General features: G+C 47.2%; 16 protein-coding genes. 6 read left to right on the top strand and 10 right to left on the bottom strand.

The genetic code is table 11. The annotated features are described in order from the left end of the window. Positions 1-6 precede the first annotated feature (6 nt). The 3 genes from FSB84_RS05890 to FSB84_RS05880 form a co-directional block, all read right to left on the bottom strand. Entirely contained in the window at positions 7-1,182 is a 1,176-nt protein-coding gene (locus tag FSB84_RS05890; RefSeq protein ID WP_130542448.1) for a hypothetical protein, read from the bottom strand. Positions 1,183-1,312: 130 nt separating this feature from the next. Further along, positions 1,313-2,053 carry a type III pantothenate kinase gene (locus tag FSB84_RS05885; protein WP_130543211.1) on the bottom strand — a complete coding sequence of 247 codons (741 nt, stop codon included), beginning with the start codon at positions 2,051-2,053 and terminating at the stop codon, positions 1,313-1,315. Between the two features lie 27 nt (positions 2,054-2,080). After that, complete coding sequence (locus FSB84_RS05880) at positions 2,081-2,728, bottom strand: LON peptidase substrate-binding domain-containing protein (protein WP_130542449.1); 648 nt, start codon at positions 2,726-2,728, stop codon at positions 2,081-2,083. Positions 2,729-2,800: 72 nt separating this feature from the next. On the opposite strand from FSB84_RS05880, the gene FSB84_RS05875 reads away from it, so the two are divergent. The 3 genes from FSB84_RS05875 to meaB all read left to right on the top strand — a co-directional run bounded on the left by FSB84_RS05875 (position 2,801) and on the right by meaB (position 5,480). After that, positions 2,801-3,577 (top strand): glycosyltransferase family 2 protein, encoded by a 777-nt coding sequence (locus tag FSB84_RS05875; protein ID WP_130542450.1) that lies wholly within the window; start codon positions 2,801-2,803, stop codon positions 3,575-3,577. Between the two features lie 59 nt (positions 3,578-3,636). Next, positions 3,637-4,506, top strand: a complete 870-nt coding sequence (locus tag FSB84_RS05870) for a glycosyltransferase family protein (RefSeq protein WP_130542451.1) — start codon at positions 3,637-3,639, stop codon at positions 4,504-4,506. Between the two features lie 65 nt (positions 4,507-4,571). Further along, positions 4,572-5,480, top strand: a complete 909-nt coding sequence (gene meaB / locus FSB84_RS05865; protein ID WP_225979988.1) for a methylmalonyl Co-A mutase-associated GTPase MeaB — start codon at positions 4,572-4,574, stop codon at positions 5,478-5,480. A 92-nt stretch (positions 5,481-5,572) separates the two neighbouring features. On the opposite strand, the gene FSB84_RS05860 is transcribed toward meaB, so the two are convergent. Further along, on the bottom strand, positions 5,573-5,791 hold the full coding sequence (locus FSB84_RS05860) for a DUF6814 family protein (RefSeq protein ID WP_130542452.1): 219 nt from the start codon (positions 5,789-5,791) through the stop codon (positions 5,573-5,575). 240 nt (positions 5,792-6,031) lie between these two features. On the opposite strand from FSB84_RS05860, the gene FSB84_RS05855 reads away from it, so the two are divergent. Then, complete coding sequence (locus FSB84_RS05855) at positions 6,032-7,879, top strand: BACON domain-containing protein (RefSeq protein WP_130542453.1); 1,848 nt, start codon at positions 6,032-6,034, stop codon at positions 7,877-7,879. Positions 7,880-7,968: 89 nt separating this feature from the next. Here the strand turns inward: FSB84_RS05855 and FSB84_RS05850 are convergent, their stop codons facing one another. The 5 genes from FSB84_RS05850 to FSB84_RS05830 all read right to left on the bottom strand — a co-directional run bounded on the left by FSB84_RS05850 (position 7,969) and on the right by FSB84_RS05830 (position 12,648). Continuing rightward, positions 7,969-8,415: a hypothetical protein gene (locus tag FSB84_RS05850; RefSeq protein ID WP_130542454.1), complete on the bottom strand. Its 447-nt coding sequence runs from the start codon at positions 8,413-8,415 to the stop codon at positions 7,969-7,971. Positions 8,416-8,571: 156 nt separating this feature from the next. Beyond that, complete coding sequence (locus FSB84_RS05845) at positions 8,572-9,435, bottom strand: RDD family protein (protein WP_130542455.1); 864 nt, start codon at positions 9,433-9,435, stop codon at positions 8,572-8,574. Further along, positions 9,432-10,298 carry an RDD family protein gene (locus tag FSB84_RS05840; protein WP_130542456.1) on the bottom strand — a complete coding sequence of 289 codons (867 nt, stop codon included), beginning with the start codon at positions 10,296-10,298 and terminating at the stop codon, positions 9,432-9,434. The genes FSB84_RS05845 and FSB84_RS05840 overlap by 4 nt, the downstream gene beginning before the upstream one ends. Before the next feature lie 128 nt (positions 10,299-10,426). Then, positions 10,427-12,232: a translational GTPase TypA gene (gene typA / locus FSB84_RS05835; protein ID WP_207234287.1), complete on the bottom strand. Its 1,806-nt coding sequence runs from the start codon at positions 12,230-12,232 to the stop codon at positions 10,427-10,429. 194 nt (positions 12,233-12,426) lie between these two features. Beyond that, a complete protein-coding gene (locus tag FSB84_RS05830; RefSeq protein WP_130542458.1) occupies positions 12,427-12,648 on the bottom strand; it encodes a DUF2905 domain-containing protein in 222 nt (73 codons plus the stop codon). Between the two features lie 41 nt (positions 12,649-12,689). Between FSB84_RS05830 and FSB84_RS05825 the strand changes: the two genes are divergently transcribed. Together FSB84_RS05825 and FSB84_RS05820 are read left to right on the top strand one after the other, a co-directional pair. Further along, complete coding sequence (locus FSB84_RS05825; RefSeq protein WP_130542459.1) at positions 12,690-13,688, top strand: alpha/beta hydrolase; 999 nt, start codon at positions 12,690-12,692, stop codon at positions 13,686-13,688. Between the two features lie 74 nt (positions 13,689-13,762). Then, positions 13,763-14,812: a 3-oxoacyl-ACP synthase III family protein gene (locus tag FSB84_RS05820; protein ID WP_130542460.1), complete on the top strand. Its 1,050-nt coding sequence runs from the start codon at positions 13,763-13,765 to the stop codon at positions 14,810-14,812. A 334-nt stretch (positions 14,813-15,146) separates the two neighbouring features. Here the strand turns inward: FSB84_RS05820 and ppk1 are convergent, their stop codons facing one another. Further along, a complete protein-coding gene (gene ppk1, locus FSB84_RS05815) occupies positions 15,147-17,201 on the bottom strand; it encodes a polyphosphate kinase 1 (RefSeq protein ID WP_130542461.1) in 2,055 nt (684 codons plus the stop codon). Between the last annotated feature and the right edge of the window lie 11 nt (positions 17,202-17,212).

Below are 17,212 nucleotides of genomic sequence, written 5' to 3'. Positions count from 1 at the left end.
CACGTATTAATCGTACTTACGTTTGAGGAACCAAATATCGGTAAGTGCGAGACCAACTCCAAATCTGAAAAAGTTTTCACGAAGTGCATTATCCTTATTGCCGCGGTTACCATATTCAAACAGGATATTGATCACTGAGAACTGGTTGGTGTAGGCGGGCTTGCGCATGGGCAGTGAAGCGCCGGCAGAAACACTCCATTTGGGGAGATCGGTCTGGTTCACGTAAATATAATCCTGTCCCCATGTGAAGCCAGCACGCCAGCTCACATTGCTCCAGTAGGTCTTACCGATCCTGGGAGCGAGTTGTGCGCCGAAGCGGATTTCCCAGCTATCCTGCAGCATGTCTTTGCCTTCATAGAAGCGGTAAGAGCTCCATTTTTCAGTGGCATAATCCAGGCCTACCATGAATTTTCCTGGTTTGTCCCAGATGATACCGGCGCCATAACTGGCGGGGTATTTCACGGTTCCTGAAATATCTTTTTCTGAATAAGCGATATCCAAAGTGTCTGTTGCGCCGGAGGTAGCATATTCAAATGTGTGAACGGTGTAATCCTCTTTGGCATTGAGGTTACGCTGCAAACTTCCGTAGGCGCCTAAACGCAGAAAGTTGGCTTTATTCAGCTTCACCATATATTGTAATCCACCATTGAGGTGAATGCCGCCATAATGGGTTTTACGCTGGTGGTTGGATTTATAATAATAAGAAATAGTGTCTACTACATTGGTGCGGGTACCGATGTCTTTGGTTCCGAAAAGATAGCCAACATTGAAACCAACACTAAAGCCCTTGAATACATTGAAGCCGGTTCCTATGTGCGCCTCATAAGCGCCGCCGGAACCTTCATACAGCGTATTAATGCCTACTGTATCTGCAAACTCCGGAAAAATTTTCTGAGAGCTGGATGTGAGTTTGTAGTTGACCCTGTTCACCGGGTTCAGACCAAGGTTCATTCCCCATCCTCCATTCTTTTTCAGTGGGAATCCCAGTTGGAGATAAGAGATATTGGGGCTGTATGAATTGAATTTCCTGTTGGGGTCGGAAGTGTTCTCACCTGCCCTGATGGTTCGGGTAGCGAACTCAAAACCCAGGTCGAGGGTAGTGGCGCTGATCTTGGAATACGATGCGGGATTGATAAAGTTGATCGAAGTGTAGTCGAAATAAGCGGCTGAAAGCCCACCCATACCACGGCTCGCGATGGATTGACCGGGAACGAGGTCCCCTAAACCATAACGTGAGTAAGGAGAGTTTTCAGTTTGGGCCTGTACCAGGGAAATGAAACAGCACCAAAAAATTAAGACCAGTCCGATTTTCTTATACGTCGGTGTTATTGTTGTATTCGCAGATAGCATATAGCCCTTTATAGATTAAATTAGGGTCTGCAAATATCTTGTTTTTGAGATGATAGACAAAATACGGTGCGTCGCCCCCGGTTAAGACGGCGTTAAAGTTATGGTACTTTTGTCGATAAATTTCTATGATTCCGTCGATCTCAGTAGCCATTCCAAGGATTACGCCACTTAAAATGTTCGTCCGGGTGTCATATCCCATGAGGGGGAAGTTCCAATCTTTCTTTACCAGCGGGAGTTTGGCGGTGAAAACATTCAATGATTTGAAGCGCATTTCCATGCCTGGGGATATGCTGCCCCCGACAAATTCTTTATATTTATTTACAAAATTATATGTGATGGCGCTGCCGAGTGCGATCACCAGGGTATTCCTGCCGGGATACAGGTCCACAGCGGCTGAAACCAGGGCCAGCCTGTCTGCGCCGATGCTTTCGGGCTTGCCTACAGGAGTGGTGAAAGGAAGTTTGGACTGGTTGCTGAGTTTGTGGAAAGGCCCTGCTTCGGCCAGGATCGTTTCCAGGGAAGGATTGTGATTGATAACGGAAGACAGGATGGACCGGACAGGCTGATACCTGCTCACGAGGTCCCGGATAGTGGCGTCACTATCATCGGGCAGAACAATCAGTTCTTCCATTTCCCCATTCCTGAACACCGCGCATTTGAGGCGGGTATTTCCGAAATCAAGGCAAAGCGTTGTTGTTGGCATCAAAGCTGATGGGATTTTAGTTGGATATTATTCTATATCCAGGTCAAAGGCAGAGAGGTTTCTGAAATGACCATTAAGTTTTACTTTCTCTTTGAGTTGCTCCATTTCCTGCAGCATGGGCAATACTTTTTCCAGGTGTCTCCTTATGTATTCCTGCCGCTGGAGCTCATTCATCAGGCCAAGCACTTCATATTCCTCCTCCAGTGAAAGCCCGGCATGATGAGCTACATCGTAACTCTTCAGCTGGTCTTCTGATTTGCGGAAATCCTTGCTGACATTGAGCATTCGATGTAATTCCTTCACACCGAATACCACTTTCTGCATTAGTGCGCGGTTGCCGGCATCATCCTCATTGTGAGGGTAATTCACGATAGCGCCGCTATACAGTTTGTCGGGGATCTGTTTGATCACTTCCAAAATGCGAAATACTTTCAGGCCTTTGGTCCGTATGTCCAGTTCGCCATTTTGGTACTCCTGCACAATTTCCGTGACTTCCACCAGGGTGCCCATATCCTGCAGTTTATCGTTCACCACGGAAGGGATGCCAAAGGGCCTGCTGCTTTCCTGGCATTCACGGATCAACTGTTTATACCGCGGTTCGAAGATATGCAGGTGCATTACTTCGCCGGGATAAACCACAACTGCCAGGGGAAATATGGGAATGAAATTTGTCATGTCGCCTGCAAAAATAAAAACCAAATCAGATAATATGGTCATTTATATTACTTTCATGCCACGAAAAACCCCATGGAAAAGTTATCTGTAGTTATTATCACTTTCAATGAGCAAAAGAATATCGGCCGTTGCATCGACTCCGTGAAAGGAGTGGCGGATGAAGTGGTGGTAGTGGACTCTTTGAGTACAGACAAGACCAAAGCCATCTGCCTGGAGAAGAATGTCCGGTTCATCGAGCATGCATTTGAAGGATATGGCAGGCAGAAAAACTTTGCCCTTCAACAGGCGTCATATGATCATATTCTCTCACTCGATGCCGACGAAGCGCTCAGCGAGGTTCTCAAACAATCCATCGAAAGGGTTAAGAAAGATGATTTTCCTCACAGCGGTTATACCATGAACCGTTGCACCAATTATTGTGGTCAATGGATCTATCATGGGGATTGGTATCCAGACAGGAAGATGCGGCTCTTCGACCGTCGCAGGATCCGCTGGAGCCTTGACGATGTTCATGAAAGCACCATGGCTGAAGAAGGCGCCAGCTTCGGTCATCTCAGCGGAGACCTGCTGCATTACTCCTACAATAGCCTGGAAGAGCATATATCGCAAAACAACAAATACAGCTCCATCTCTGCTGAACTGTATTACAGGAAAGGCAAACGCTCCGGCTGGTTCCGTATGCTGGTAAACCCTGCCTGGGCATTTGTACACAGCTATCTGATCCGCCTCGGTTTCCTGGACGGCTTCTCCGGCTATGTGATCGCAAAGAATATTGCCCATGGAACTTTTATGAAATATTACAAACTATATGCGTTACAAAAAGGCATTCCTGTAAAACCAGTAGCCTGATTGTTTATTTTCGCCAATAGAAAGTTGATTGTTCACCCATTGATCCCCCAAACGTTTTTATGAAGATTGCCGGTTTCACCATTATCAGGAACGCTGTTATGAACGACTATCCCATTGTGGAAGCCATCGCTTCCATCCTTCCGGTAGTTGACCTGATGATCGTTGCCGTTGGAGAAAGCGAAGATGATACGCTTCAACTGATAGAAAATATTCCTTCAGAAAAGATCCGCATCGTCAAAACTGTTTGGGATCCCAAAGCCAAAAAAGGCGGGGAGATCCTTGCCATCGAAACCAATAACGCATTCAGCCATATCTCCGAAGAGTACGACTGGGCTTTCTATATCCAGGGGGATGAAGTGGTGCATGAACAATACCATGCTGCTATCAGAAAGGCCGCTGAAAGATATAAGGATGATAAAAGAGTGGAGGGATTGCTCTTCAACTATCTCCATTTTTATGGCACTTACGATTATGTGGGCGACAGCCGCAAATGGTACCACAAGGAAGTACGCATCATCCGCAATGATAAATCCATTCAGTCTTACAAAGACGCCCAGGGCTTTCGCCGCAATGGAGAAAAGCTGAACGTGAAGCAGATCGATGCATTTGTTTATCATTATGGTTGGGTAAAGAACCCGCACCAGATGATGGCCAAGAAACGCAATCTCATGCAGTACTGGTCTGAGCAGGAAGATGTAGCTGCTAAATTCCAGGAGCAGGATTTTTTCGATTTCTCAGATTTCGATTCCCTGGAAAGATTTACCGGCACACATCCTACGGTTATGTTGCCGCGCGTTGCAAGCCGTAACTGGCAGATCGATCTGGATGTTTCGCGGAAAAGATTCAATTTCAAAGGAAGGGTATTGTATTGGATCGAGAAGAAGACCGGTAAACGTTTCTTCGATTTCAGGAATTACAGGGCGATCTAACGCTGCCGGGCAGCCGAATATAAGATATCATATCATTTTCTTCACCGGAATAAAATATTTCTCTCTTGACCAACTGGCCATCAATGCTGGAAAAGATCAAAGGCGGCAACCGAAAGAGCCTGGCCAGGGCCATCTCTTACGTGGAAAATGAAGTGGAAGGCTATGACCAGTTGCTGGCTTCACTTCCGGAAAATGAACACACAAAGATCATCGGCATTACCGGTCCTCCGGGAGCAGGTAAGTCAACTCTCGTGGATGCGCTGATCGGCGTACTCACTGCCAAAGGAATGAAAGTGGGTGTACTTTGTGTAGACCCGTCTTCGCCTTTCAATTTTGGAGCGCTGTTGGGAGACCGCATCCGCATGAGTGAGTGGTACGACCATCCCGGCGTTTATATCCGCTCACTCGCCACCCGCGGCTCACTGGGTGGACTGCATCCAAGGATCATCGAGATCACAGAACTGATGAAGGCCGCAGACTTCGATTATGTAATAGTGGAAACGGTTGGTGTAGGACAAAGCGAAGTGGAAATTGTTGGTCTCGCTGATATCACCGTTGTGGTTGTTGTGCCTGAAGCCGGCGACGAAGTGCAAACCATGAAAGCAGGTCTCATGGAGATCGCCGATATTTTTGTTGTGAACAAAGCCGATCGTCCCGGTGCTGATCTTTTTGTGAAGAACCTGCGCCTTATGCTGGCGCCTGTATTCACCACCCATCAGTATGAAATTGCTGTGGTGAAAACAGTGGCTTCGCAGAAAGAAGGGGTGGACAAGCTTTTCGAAAAGATCACCAATTTCCTGCAGCATCCTGTGCACGAATCAAAAAAGCCCTGGCTGCTCACGGAGCGCGCCTGGTTCCTGATACAACAATACAAAATGAAAGGACTCAGTAAAGACCAATTGAAAGAAGCTGTGGAAGCGGCTTTGCAACAAGGGCATTTCAATCTCTACCGTTTTGTGCAATCCTGGCTCTGATTGGTTCACTGCCTGCCGGGAGATATTCCCAACGGCGCATCCTGCAAAGATGAATTGAAAAATGTGTTGAAGCTTTGAATGAGTTCTCCGAATTATGCCGCTTTATTTCCCTTGTACCACCTGTATGCTACAATACCAATGATGGCAATCGGCGTGAATGCCAGGTAAACGATACCGGTATTCAAAGCCTTGGCCGGCTTCTCACCCAGTTGCTGCGCGGTTTTTGTGCAGATAGAACATTGCGCAGTTGCGGTTGCTGCTGAGATAACAACCAAACCTAATATGAAGATGATCTTACGCCACGTTTTCATGATCCTGGAATTATTGGTATGCAAAAATACAACTCAATTCCATTTGTAGACATAGTATTTGCAACCGGTAAAAATTACCATTGAGAAAGGAATTTGGGGATTCTATAGGTATTGGTCGCATTTATTTCCACTTTTCACTACCTGATAATTATGTTTGTGATCAGGATGAATTGATCCTGCCCCGCTACGTACTACATAGGATGAGATCACTATTATTTTATTAAAACCGCTAAGCAGACTATGAACCGGCAGACTTTCCTGTATGCGATCCTTATCTCTTTTTCCATTTCCTGCGGCAAGTCAGGCAATCCTCCCGCAAAGCAGGAACTAACTGTAACACCCAATTCCATTACGCTGGGCGGTTCAAAAGGCGAAAAAGCCACCGTCACTTTACATGCAACCATGGACTGGACATTATCCATATCACCATCTGTTACCTGGCTTACGTTCAACGTCAGTGAAGGCGCTGCCGGCCATCATGAAATTCAGATCACTACCAGTTCTGATAATTTTGATGCGGAACGGACAGCTACATTCACCATTATTCCCATGGGTATGAATGGAGGATCAATGCCTTCAAAGCTGGAACCGGTTACAGTAAAACAACAAAGTAAGGCCGGTAGTTTTTCTGTGAATAAGTCAGACATGCTGATTGCTGGCATAGAGCAGGAACTGGATTCTTTCAGGATCAGTTCAAATATAGGATGGACCATTACTACCACGGCAAGCTGGTTAACGCTGGGCACAACTACGGGCAGCAACAATGCAAAAATTGAGATCATCAATAAGGCAGATAATTTCTCCGGTGTTGAGTTGACCGGTACTATAACGGTGACGCCTGCACTAAGCAGTATTCCAGCACATGTGATCAATGTGAAGCAGGGGCCCTGGAGCCGTTGTTATGGAGGCAGCAGCTTTGATGAGATCATTGCTTCCGCGAAGGCAACTGATGGAAGTCTTGTACTGGCTGGTAATACAGAGAGTATGGATGGCGACCTCGCGGCCAATCATGGACTGGGAGATATTTTGCTGGCCAAAACAGATGCCAATGGTAAGAAACTCTGGCAGAAAGCATTTGGCGGGTCTGGCCAGGATGAAGCCAGGAGCGTAACGGTTGCTTCCGATGGCGGAATTCTGGTAGCCGGCGTTACGCGCAGTAACAATGGAGATGTAAGCGGGCTCAAAGGAAACGATGATGCCTGGGTGTTCAAAACTGATGTGAATGGTAATCTGCTCTGGCAGAAAACCTATGGCGGCACTGGCTGGGATGAAGGCAATTGCATATTGGCTACCACGGACGGCGGTTTCGTGCTCACCGGTAAAGCAGGCAGTACCGATGGTGATTTTGCCGGAGCAGGCAATAAGAATCTTTTCTTCCTCAAAGCCAATAGCAGTGGCGTTGTTTCCTGGGTTCGCCTCTATGGCGGCGCCAATACTGAGTATGGAACGAATATCCTCAACACTAACGATGGGGGCTACCTGCTGGCAGGATCAGTTACCAGCATCGACGGCGATGCAGCCGGCAATCCCAATACAATCGGCAAACCCTGGCTCATCAAAACTGATGATAAGGGTATCCTGGTCTGGCAAACAACCATCAATCATAACCGGTTTGCCATTGCAGGAGGAATGATAAATAGTGGAACAGGTTTCATCGTTTGTGGCAAGCGGCAGATGGACAATACCATTCCCGGAGTGGGTATGAACGATGAAAATGTTTTTGTAACTAAACTGGAATCGGATGGATCTATCAGCTGGACCCATGTTTACGGAGGAAGCAGGATCGATCATGCCACATCGATCATTGCTGCGCATGACGGTAATTTCATGATTGGTGGCTATACGGAAAGCAATGATGGCGATGTTGCAGGAAACAAGGGGAGCTACGATATGTGGTTGTTGAAGATCGATGCCAGCGGTAACAAGCTCTGGCAGCAAACAGCAGGTGGTTCCAGGTTCGATCAGGCGGCTGGTATCCATTTGGCCGCCAACAATGCTTACTGGCTGGCAGGAACCAGCAGCAGTCCTGGTTTCAATACCCTCGATAATAATTCTTACAGCGGCGTACTGCTGAAAGTGAAAGAATAGAATGGTAATAGCAATAAAGAAAAATGGTGTATCATTCCGATACACCATTTTGTTTTTCTGGCTATACTTTATTACGATCCTGAATTTTGTTATGCAGGTTTCTTTGTGCGGCTGAACACGCTCCAGCCTTCAGTTCCGGTTGATTTCAGTACTACAGTGTGAGTGCTGTTCTCAAGGGTAACATAATAGGTTGTATTGTTATGATGGCCCATTTCAAAGAGGTCGGAGATCCAGTAGTTGCTGTATCCTTTTTTCAGATCGGAGAGCAGGTTGATAGGCAGCTGTGAAGAAACGATATTCCTTGTAACGCCCAGCAGATCTCCATCCTGAGAGTAGAAGGCGAACATCACCTGGCTTCCGAGAGTGAAAGTGGCTTTGGCGAAATTCTCTTTGTTCTCCCATTTTACATCCTGTGCACCGGCGAAATCTTTGGTGAAGGCTTTAGATACTTTTTCGTTTACTGTTTCACGTGAGTTGGCGAAGGTTGCGCTTAATCCTGTCAGAAGAATCATTGCAACGATGAATAACTTTTTCATGGTAATATTTTTAGAAAGATGTTTTAATTGTTTGTTGGTTTCCCTGAAGCATTTGCGCGTTTGCTTGTATACTTAATAAGACGCAGCACTTTCTTCTTTGTTACAGAATGGTTGCATCATTTTTTCAGTTTAACAATTGAATCCGGTCATACAGGATTATTGCCGTTCGGCATCGAAGACCAGGTCTCTCCAGCTGTTTTTGCGCACCACAGTGGTGTTGGAAACCTTGTCGTGCCAGTTGCCGCCCCATAAGAAGGAGTAACGGTCGAAGGGGATCAGTCTGCCAAAGCTTCTGAGCAAAGCCTTTTTGGGGCCAATTTTCCGGTTGATGCCCGCTACACAGGAATCCATGATTGCCTGTCCGGGCGTTTGGCGGAATAATGTTTCGGAAAGAAAAAAATACAGGAAATAACTTATTATGTTAGCCAGGAACAACAGAGCGGTATCAGTTGAGAAGGAGAGCGTGGAGTTGACTATTAAATACCAGCTGTCTGTAATGGCAATGAGAAAGAACAGGTCTGCAATATGATGCATAAGCCTCGCTCCTTTGGGAGCATGCTCCACTATTGTGAACCCTGAAATATTGATTCGAGGAATGGGTGGGTATGTCTGGGCACTGAAAAGGACCAGGCTGATGAATAGATTGATGAAGAAGCGAAGGATGGCGAAATAGCCCGCCGTGTTATTCCAGTCCGGAGTGAAACTGTCCAAAGAATAAAAGAAATTGGGTGCGCTGAACAGGAAGTTGATGCAAAAGGCAGTCCTTAATATATAATAGACCCTTTCTTTCCAGGCAGGATAAGGACTGATGAAATAGCTTACAGACGCGATAATATAAAATGCCGTAACAATTTCGTGCATGAACAATTTGGCTACGAAAAACGGGTTGGTGGAACTGAAGTATGTATTATGATCGAGGAAAGAAATGAGATAACGTTCAACAGGGAAATCCCAAATGCTGTTCAGCCCGATAATAGATACCGGGATCAGTCCAATCGCAAATGGTAGCAGTGTCTTCAATTTGCCTCTTTTTCTTCTCCTTCAAAAACGATATCCTCCCAGCTATGTGCATGCACTACCGTTGTGCCGGATACTTTATCATGCCAGTTGCCATTCCAAAGGAAAGAAAGAACATCGAAGGGGATAAGCCTGGCCAGCGACCTGCCGAGTATGCGTGCCGGTCCCATTTTTCCATGAGTGGCCACTACACATGTATTTGTGAGGATCTTCCCGATGGTGCGTCTGAACAGTAATTCAGCAAAGAAATAATAAAGAATGAAATTGATGGAAGTGCCAGCCAGGTTCAGCCACACGCCTGACGATGTATTATAGATTTCGGGATCATAATATATCAGCCAGCTAAAATTGATGGTGCTGAAATAGACTGTATCCACAAAATAATTGAGTAGTCTCTGGCCTGCGGAAGAGTAAGCAACCATTTCATAATCTGCCAGGCTAACAAAGTCAACATCGTCCTCTGGTTTGACCAACCAGAGAACGACTGCAATAAAAATACTGATCAGGTAATAGATGTATATGCTGAGAATCTTCAGATCAAAATCATGGTTCTGGGTCAAGTGCCAGAAAAGCGAAGGGATCGAAAACAGCAAACCCATTACTGCCATGTAACGGAGCAGGGAATAGATCTTGATTTTGATTGCCTGGCTGGTAGTGAGGAAATACACAACAGGTCCCACTATCTCAAATAGACCTATAACCTGTGCTATGAAGTATTTGAATAATTCAGTCCAACTTTTGGGCCTGTAACCTGATTCAGAAAGCAGGGTATAGAAATAGCGCTGAACCCCAAAGTCCCACACGAACAAATAAGCGATCAGGGTGAGGGGTATCAGAGCAATGGCTACAATCTTCAGATTTTTCATAATAAGGTTTCGGGTGATTGCCTTTGGAAGCTAAGATAATTGAATCTTACATAGTTCCTAAATAATGCAAAAAAGCTGTCTTGTTACAGACAGCCTTCGCATTTATTCAGACCAGAGGGCAAACCTTATTAAGAGGTGGCCATGCTCTTGGCTACTTTCTTTCTTTCTTCCTCATCCAGGATGGTTTTACGCATACGGATGTAGTTTGGAGTAACCTCGATGCATTCATCGTGCTGGATATATTCCATGCACTCTTCGAGTGTCATCAGGGTTTTGGGAGCGATGCGTGTTGCATCATCGCTACCGCTTGCGCGGTGGTTGGTGAGTTTCTTGCCTTCAGTAGCATTTACTACCAGGTCGCCTGGTTTGATGTGCTCGGCAATGATCATGCCTGCATAAACATCTTCACCCGGATCAACGAAGAAGGTTCCGCGGTCCTGCAGTTTATCGATAGAATAACCGGTTGTTTTTTCAGTGTTCTTGGAGAGCAGTACACCATTGTTCCTTCCGGGGATAACACCTTTCCAGGGTTTGTATTCGCTGAAGCGATGCGCCATCACAGCTTCACCGGTTGTAGCGGTGAGCATCTGCGTACGGAGTCCGATCAGACCTCTTGAAGGAATATCGAATTCCAGGTGTTGCATTTCTCCTTTTGTTTCCATCACCAGCATTTCACCTTTGCGACGGGTAACGAGGTCGATCACTTTGGATGCGAATTCCTGGGGAACGTCTACTACCAGCGTTTCGTAAGGCTCGCATTTCTTTCCATCGATCTCTTTCACGATCACCTGCGGCTGACCCACAGTGAGCTCATATCCTTCACGACGCATGGTTTCAATGAGTACACCGAGGTGGAGGATACCACGGCCGTATACTACCAGGCTATCGCCTTCTTCACTATCAGTAACTTTCAGCGCCAGGTTCTTTTCAGTTTCTTTCATCAGGCGGTCGCGGAGGTGACGGCTGGTAACGAATTTACCATCTCTTCCGAAGAAAGGAGAGTTGTTTACGGAGAACAACATGTTCATGGTTGGCTCATCAACACTGATGATCGGCAGTGCTTCAGGATTTTCAGCATCAGCTACTGTGTCGCCGATATTGAAATCTTCCAGACCTACCACTGCACAGAGGTCGCCGGCAATTACTTCACTTACTTTCTTCTTACCCATTCCTTCGAACACATAGAGCTCTTTCACCCTTGATTTTTTGATGGAGCCATCGGCCTGCATCAGGGCAATAGGCTGGTTCTCTTTGATAGAGCCTCTTGATACCTTACCGATAGCGATACGGCCAAGGAAAGAAGAGTAATCGAGAGAAGTGATCTGCATTTGCAGCGGGCCCTCGCTCACTTTGGGAGCTGGTACATGCTTGATGATACCATCCAGGAGAGGAGTGATATCCTCGCTTTGTGTGAGAGAATCATTGAACCAGCCGTTCTTACCTGAACCATAGTAGGTAGGGAAGTCGAGCTGCTCTTCAGTAGCGTCGAGGTTGAAGAAAAGCTCGAATACTGCGTCATGCACTTCATCAGGGCGGCAGTTGGGCTTATCCACTTTATTGATGATCACAATTGGTTTCAGGTTGAGCTGAAGCGCTTTCTGGAGTACGAACCTTGTTTGAGGCATAGGTCCTTCAAAGGCGTCTACCAGCAGGCACACACCATCGGCCATTTTCAATACACGTTCTACCTCACCACCAAAGTCGGCGTGGCCGGGGGTATCGATCACATTGATCTTAACATCTTTGTAGGTTACGGCGGCATTCTTACTGAAGATGGTGATACCACGTTCTCTTTCGAGATCGTTACTGTCCATGATCAGTTCACCTGTTTCCTGGTTGTCACGGAATACTTTTGTGGCGTGCAGGATCTTGTCTACAAGCGTTGTTTTTCCGTGGTCTACGTGCGCGATGATCGCTATGTTGCGAATATTCATAATCGTGAGTGTTGTTCTGCCGGTGTGTTAAGTGCTTTTTCAGCCTTCCGGCATCACCATTTTTTTGAGGCGCAAAGGTACGTTAATTCAACGGGAGGGCAAGGGTATGGGCCAAACTTATTATTTTGGTAAAGAGGGGTATAAGGGTGTGATACGCAGCACTTTGATAACCAGCCTGTTGCCTGAAGGCAAGGTTAATATTTACGAAATATCCGGATCACCAGGCTTGCCAGAAGGCCAAGAAGTATCATCGTAGTGATGGGGAAGTAAAACCTGAAGTTCTCGCGCTCCACCCTGATATCCCCTGGCAACCTTCCGATCCAGTGAAGTTTATCGTGAAAAAAATAGATGACCGCACCGATCACGAGGATCAGCACTCCTGTTATCATTATGTATTTACCTGTTTCCGCATTCATGGTTTCCGGAAATCCGTTAATTTCATATTCAAATTTACTGCATGCGGAAAAGGAACTGGCTTTTAATTATTCCCCTGCTCCTCCTGATCGTTTACCTGCTGGGCCCCAAGCCTAAAGCCCCTGTCTATTCCAGCGATATGCCTGTGGTGCCCTCCGATGCAGAAGCTCTCATCACTTATGTTCACAACGATGAAAAGGCCCATAAACTGAAAAAAGATAACGAGGCCCGCATCATCTGGTTCAACGACTCTTCCAAAAATGTAACACCGGTTTCCATCGTTTATCTTCACGGGTTCTCCGCTTCGCAGGAAGAAGGTGCCCCGGTGCATGAAAATATTGCTAAACAATTCGGATGTAATCTTTATCTCAGCAGGCTCGCCGAACATGGCATCGATACCACGGAAGCCATGGCCAATCTTACAGCCGACAAATACTGGGAATCCGCAAAAGAAGCTCTGGCCATCGGGCGGAAACTGGGAGAAAAAGTGATACTCATGGGCACTTCCACCGGCGGTACCCTGGCATTGAAACTGGCTGCTGAATACCCTGACGTATACGCGCTCGTACTCATGAGCCCCAATATCGAGATCGATGATCCCAATGCCTGGCTGCTCAACAACCCCTGGGGGCTACAGATCGCCAGACTGGTGAAAGGAAGTAAATTCAACGATTCGAAATCGGATACACGTCCGGTTTATCTCCAGTACTGGCAGCCCAGGTACAGGCTGGAAGCAGCCGTAGCGCTGGAAGAACTGCTGGAAACCTCCATGACGCCTTCCACTTTCCACCGCGTAGATCAACCAACACTGGTGATGTATTATTATAAGAATGATGTGCAGCGCGACAGTGTGGTCCGCGTAAGCGCCATCAAAAAAATGTATGAAGATCTGGGAACGCCCGCCGATAAAAAACGAGCCATCGCTATTCCCAATGCGGGTAACCACGTGATCGGAAGCTGGATCAAATCAAAAGATGTGGAAAGCGTGGAAAAAGAAACTGCGAAGTTCCTTTCCGAAGTACTGCAGCTCCCCAAACAATAGTTCCATTTGCAATAGTTTCATTTCCCCTGCAATTATTCTTTCCGTAATTTACCGGATCAAAATGTGTTTGCTATATGATCCGATCAGTAATTGCCGGCATCGGCAAGTATGTTCCAGAAAATGTTGTCACCAACCAGGACCTCACCCGTTACATGGAAACCAGTGATGAATGGATCCAGGAAAGAACAGGTATCAGGGAACGCCGCTATGCCCACCGCACAGAAGAAACCACTACCACCATGGGCGTGAAAGCCGCTGAGATCGCCATCGAAAGAGCGGGCATCACTCCACAGGATATAGACTTCATCGTCTTCGCCACCCTCAGCCCGGATTATTATTTCCCCGGCTGCGGTGTACTGGTGCAACGCGCCATGAAGATGAAAGAGATCGGCGCCCTCGACGTACGCAACCAATGCAGCGGCTTCGTATATGCTATCAGTGTGGCTGACCAGTTCATCCGCTCGGGTATGTACAAGAACGTTCTTGTGATCGGAAGTGAGAAGCATAGTTTCGGGCTGGACTTCAGTACACGAGGTCGCGCCATCAGCGTGATCTTTGGAGACGGCGCCGGCGCTGTGGTGCTGCAACCCTCTACCGATGAGAACCGCGGCCTGCTCAGCACGCATCTTCATTCAGATGGAGAAAGCGCTGAGATACTGGCCATGTATAATCCGGGTACACATGCCAATCATTGGATGGAACAAAAGCTCGCCGACTTTGATGATGCTGAGATCGGGGAAATGTTCATGAGTCATGAAATGATCGATAAAGCTCAGAACTATCCTTTCATGGATGGCCCATCCGTATTCAAAAAAGCTGTGGTCAAATTCCCGGAAGTGATCATGGAAGCATTGAACAAAAACAACTACAAACCTTCCGACCTAACGATGCTCATTCCTCACCAGGCCAATCTCCGCATTGCGCAGTTCGTGCAACAGAAACTGGGGCTTAGGGATGATCAGGTTTATAATAATATCCAGAAATACGGGAATACAACGGCGGCGTCTGTGCCGATCGCGCTTTGCGAAGCATGGGAGGCTGGAAAGATCAATAAAGGTGATCTTGTTTGCCTGGCGGCGTTTGGAAGCGGGTTTACGTGGGCAAGTGCGTTGCTTCGCTGGTAAGGGGCTCACGGGGTTACAAAAATACCGTCTGGAAAAGAAACCGGCGCGGGAGGATGTTGAATGGGACTGTAGATAGGTTGGGTTGAACAGTAGCGCATAAGCCGGGCTGCTGAGCTTTTGTTTTCAAGGCCGGATTTTTGCAATCCCCGCTCGCATGGGCACCGAAAGAGTGCTTTTTCCGCGTTTATTTTTCAGGTCTTTACCGGTTACTACTCATAATCTCCACTTTTCACACCACTTACCACTTTTTGCGATTATTCGGTTTCCCATTGCTGTTATATACATCATTTCATCACTCTTGCTCAGCTCACTGTTGCAATAAGACTTTCTATTGTTATTCATGGGAGCCGTAACGCTCATTGAGTAATTCGCTGATAGCCTGCTGGGAGCGGATCGGAGGGGCTGATGGTTGAATGGGGATGTTTTGAATTTCGCTGTTGAGCTGAACAGCTTGTACATTGTCTTTTAGTTGAAGGTTGATGAGTTCCATGATCTCGGTTTTGATCACGGGGTTGTAGACGGGGAAACAGACTTCAATGCGGCGGTAGATATTGCGGTTCATCCAGTCGGATGAGCCCATGAAAAGCTGGGGATCGTTGTTGTTCTTGAAAATGAAAACGCGGCCGTGCTCCAGGTAGCGGTCAACAATACGCCTGATGGTGATATTCTCACTCATGCCGGGAATACCCGGGATAAGGCAGCAGATACTTCTAACAATCATCTGTATGCGAACTCCGGCATTGGAAGCTTCATAGAGCTTATTTATAAGAACTTTTTCTTCGAGGTTGTTCAGCTTAATGATGATGCCGGCAGGGAGACCATTGCGGGCATTATCGATTTCACGGTCGATGAGGTGGATGAATCGGTCCAGCAGGTTGAATTGCGCAATCAGCAGGTGAGCGAAAGGCAGCAGGCCGGGCGTGAGTGGTTTTTTTCGTTCGGAGAGGAAAAGGAAGAGTTGTTCCAGCTCAGCCAGCATGCCCATATGGGCGGTTAGCAGGATATGATCGGTGTAAAAGCGGGCCGTGCTTTCGTTGAGGTTACCGGTTGCGAGGAGTCCAGCGTGTTGCGGCCTGTTGTTGATCATCCTTTTTACCAGCGCTACTTTTGCGTGTACCTTGAGTGTAGGGATGCTGTAAATGATCCTTACTCCCGCGTCTTTTAATTTCCTGGACCAGCGGAGATTATTGGCTTCATCGAAACGGGCTTTGAGCTCAACAAATACCACTACTTTTTTGCCGTTACGGGCAGCGCTGATCAATGCAGTGGCAATGCGGGAGTCGCTGGCAATGCGGTACAGGGTTACGTAGATCTCTTCAACGGAAGGATCGAGGGCAGCTTCGTTGAAGAAGCGCAGTACCGTATTGAACGACTGATAAGGCGCATGCAGAATAATATCTTTTTGTGAAATCTCTTCCAGAAGGGAACCGCGCAGGTTGTTCATGCGATGCGTGAGTACCGGCCAATGGGGATATTCCAGTAAATCGTTCCTGATGGGAAGATGGGCCAGGTCTTTCAGGTTATGGTATACGCCGCCTTCCATAATGCTGGCCTTTTCCAGGTTGAAAAGATTGATGAGCGCCTGCAGACATTCCGGAGGTGTGCCCGCACCGTAAAGCAGGCGGGTGGCGAATCCAAAATCGCGTTTGGCGATCTGCCTTTCTATTTTTTCCGCAAGATCGCCTTCATATTCATCGGCCAGTTCAAGGGCGGCATCGCGGGTAACTTTGAAACTGTAGCAGGATTCGATGGTCACCTGCGGCATTACCAGTTGGAGGTTGTAACGGATGATATCTTCCAGGAAAAGGATGTATTGCGTCTGTTCATGCCTGATAGTATAGAAGCGGGGAAGCGCGTCTGAAGGCACATTCACGATGATCAGTTCCTGGCTTTTGCTTTTGCTGCTGCCGATGGCGGCCAGGTAGATCTTGTTGTTTTCTGGAAACAGGGTGGACTGCCGGTCGGAAAGATATTGTGGCTGAAGAAAGGCCAGCACCTGTGTAAAGAAATATTCTGTTGCTGCCGCCTGCACTGCTTCGGGAATGGGGCGATTGAACACCAGCTCGGAGTTGATCGTTTCCTTCAGCTCCGGAATGATGCCGCGAAGGATATTGCCGAACAGCTGTTGCTGCAGGTGGATGCGCTGATTGGCTTCCTGTACATGAGTAAAGGGCGGAAGCCCCTTGCGCGGGGACTTCTGGTGAATCCTTTCCAGCGCCATCAGGGCCGGCATCCGCACACGATAGAACTCGTCGGAGTTGGAAGAATAGATACTGAGGAATCTGATCCTTTCCAACAATGGCACCCTTATGTTGCCAGCTTCCTGTAATACCCTTTCGTTAAATGATAACCAACTCAGGTCCCGGTCGAAAAATAAGGCTTCACTCATGGTTCAAAACT

Source organism: Pseudobacter ginsenosidimutans, assembly GCF_007970185.1.
In the GTDB taxonomy this organism is placed as follows: domain Bacteria; phylum Bacteroidota; class Bacteroidia; order Chitinophagales; family Chitinophagaceae; genus Pseudobacter; species Pseudobacter ginsenosidimutans.
Note: the sequence above shows the minus strand (reverse complement) of the source record. Positions and strands in the feature narration are given on the sequence as shown.

Excerpts from the sequence above, each read along its gene's own strand:
- FSB84_RS05880 (WP_130542449.1), bottom strand. The coding sequence starts at position 2,728 with ATGACAAATTTCATTCCCATATTTCCCCTGGCAGTTGTGGTTTATCCC.
- FSB84_RS05885 (WP_130543211.1), bottom strand. The coding sequence starts at position 2,053 with ATGCCAACAACAACGCTTTGCCTTGATTTCGGAAATACCCGCCTCAAA.
- FSB84_RS05830 (WP_130542458.1), bottom strand. The coding sequence starts at position 12,648 with ATGAATGCGGAAACAGGTAAATACATAATGATAACAGGAGTGCTGATC.
- FSB84_RS05870 (WP_130542451.1), top strand. The coding sequence starts at position 3,637 with ATGAAGATTGCCGGTTTCACCATTATCAGGAACGCTGTTATGAACGAC.
- FSB84_RS05840 (WP_130542456.1), bottom strand. The coding sequence starts at position 10,298 with ATGAAAAATCTGAAGATTGTAGCCATTGCTCTGATACCCCTCACCCTG.
- FSB84_RS05890 (WP_130542448.1), bottom strand. The coding sequence starts at position 1,182 with ATGGGTGGGCTTTCAGCCGCTTATTTCGACTACACTTCGATCAACTTT.
- FSB84_RS05820 (WP_130542460.1), top strand. The coding sequence starts at position 13,763 with ATGATCCGATCAGTAATTGCCGGCATCGGCAAGTATGTTCCAGAAAAT.
- FSB84_RS05860 (WP_130542452.1), bottom strand. The coding sequence starts at position 5,791 with ATGAAAACGTGGCGTAAGATCATCTTCATATTAGGTTTGGTTGTTATC.
- ppk1 (WP_130542461.1), bottom strand. The coding sequence starts at position 17,201 with ATGAGTGAAGCCTTATTTTTCGACCGGGACCTGAGTTGGTTATCATTT.
- FSB84_RS05855 (WP_130542453.1), top strand. The coding sequence starts at position 6,032 with ATGAACCGGCAGACTTTCCTGTATGCGATCCTTATCTCTTTTTCCATT.
- typA (WP_207234287.1), bottom strand. The coding sequence starts at position 12,232 with ATGAATATTCGCAACATAGCGATCATCGCGCACGTAGACCACGGAAAA.
- FSB84_RS05850 (WP_130542454.1), bottom strand. The coding sequence starts at position 8,415 with ATGAAAAAGTTATTCATCGTTGCAATGATTCTTCTGACAGGATTAAGC.
- FSB84_RS05875 (WP_130542450.1), top strand. The coding sequence starts at position 2,801 with ATGGAAAAGTTATCTGTAGTTATTATCACTTTCAATGAGCAAAAGAAT.
- FSB84_RS05825 (WP_130542459.1), top strand. The coding sequence starts at position 12,690 with ATGCGGAAAAGGAACTGGCTTTTAATTATTCCCCTGCTCCTCCTGATC.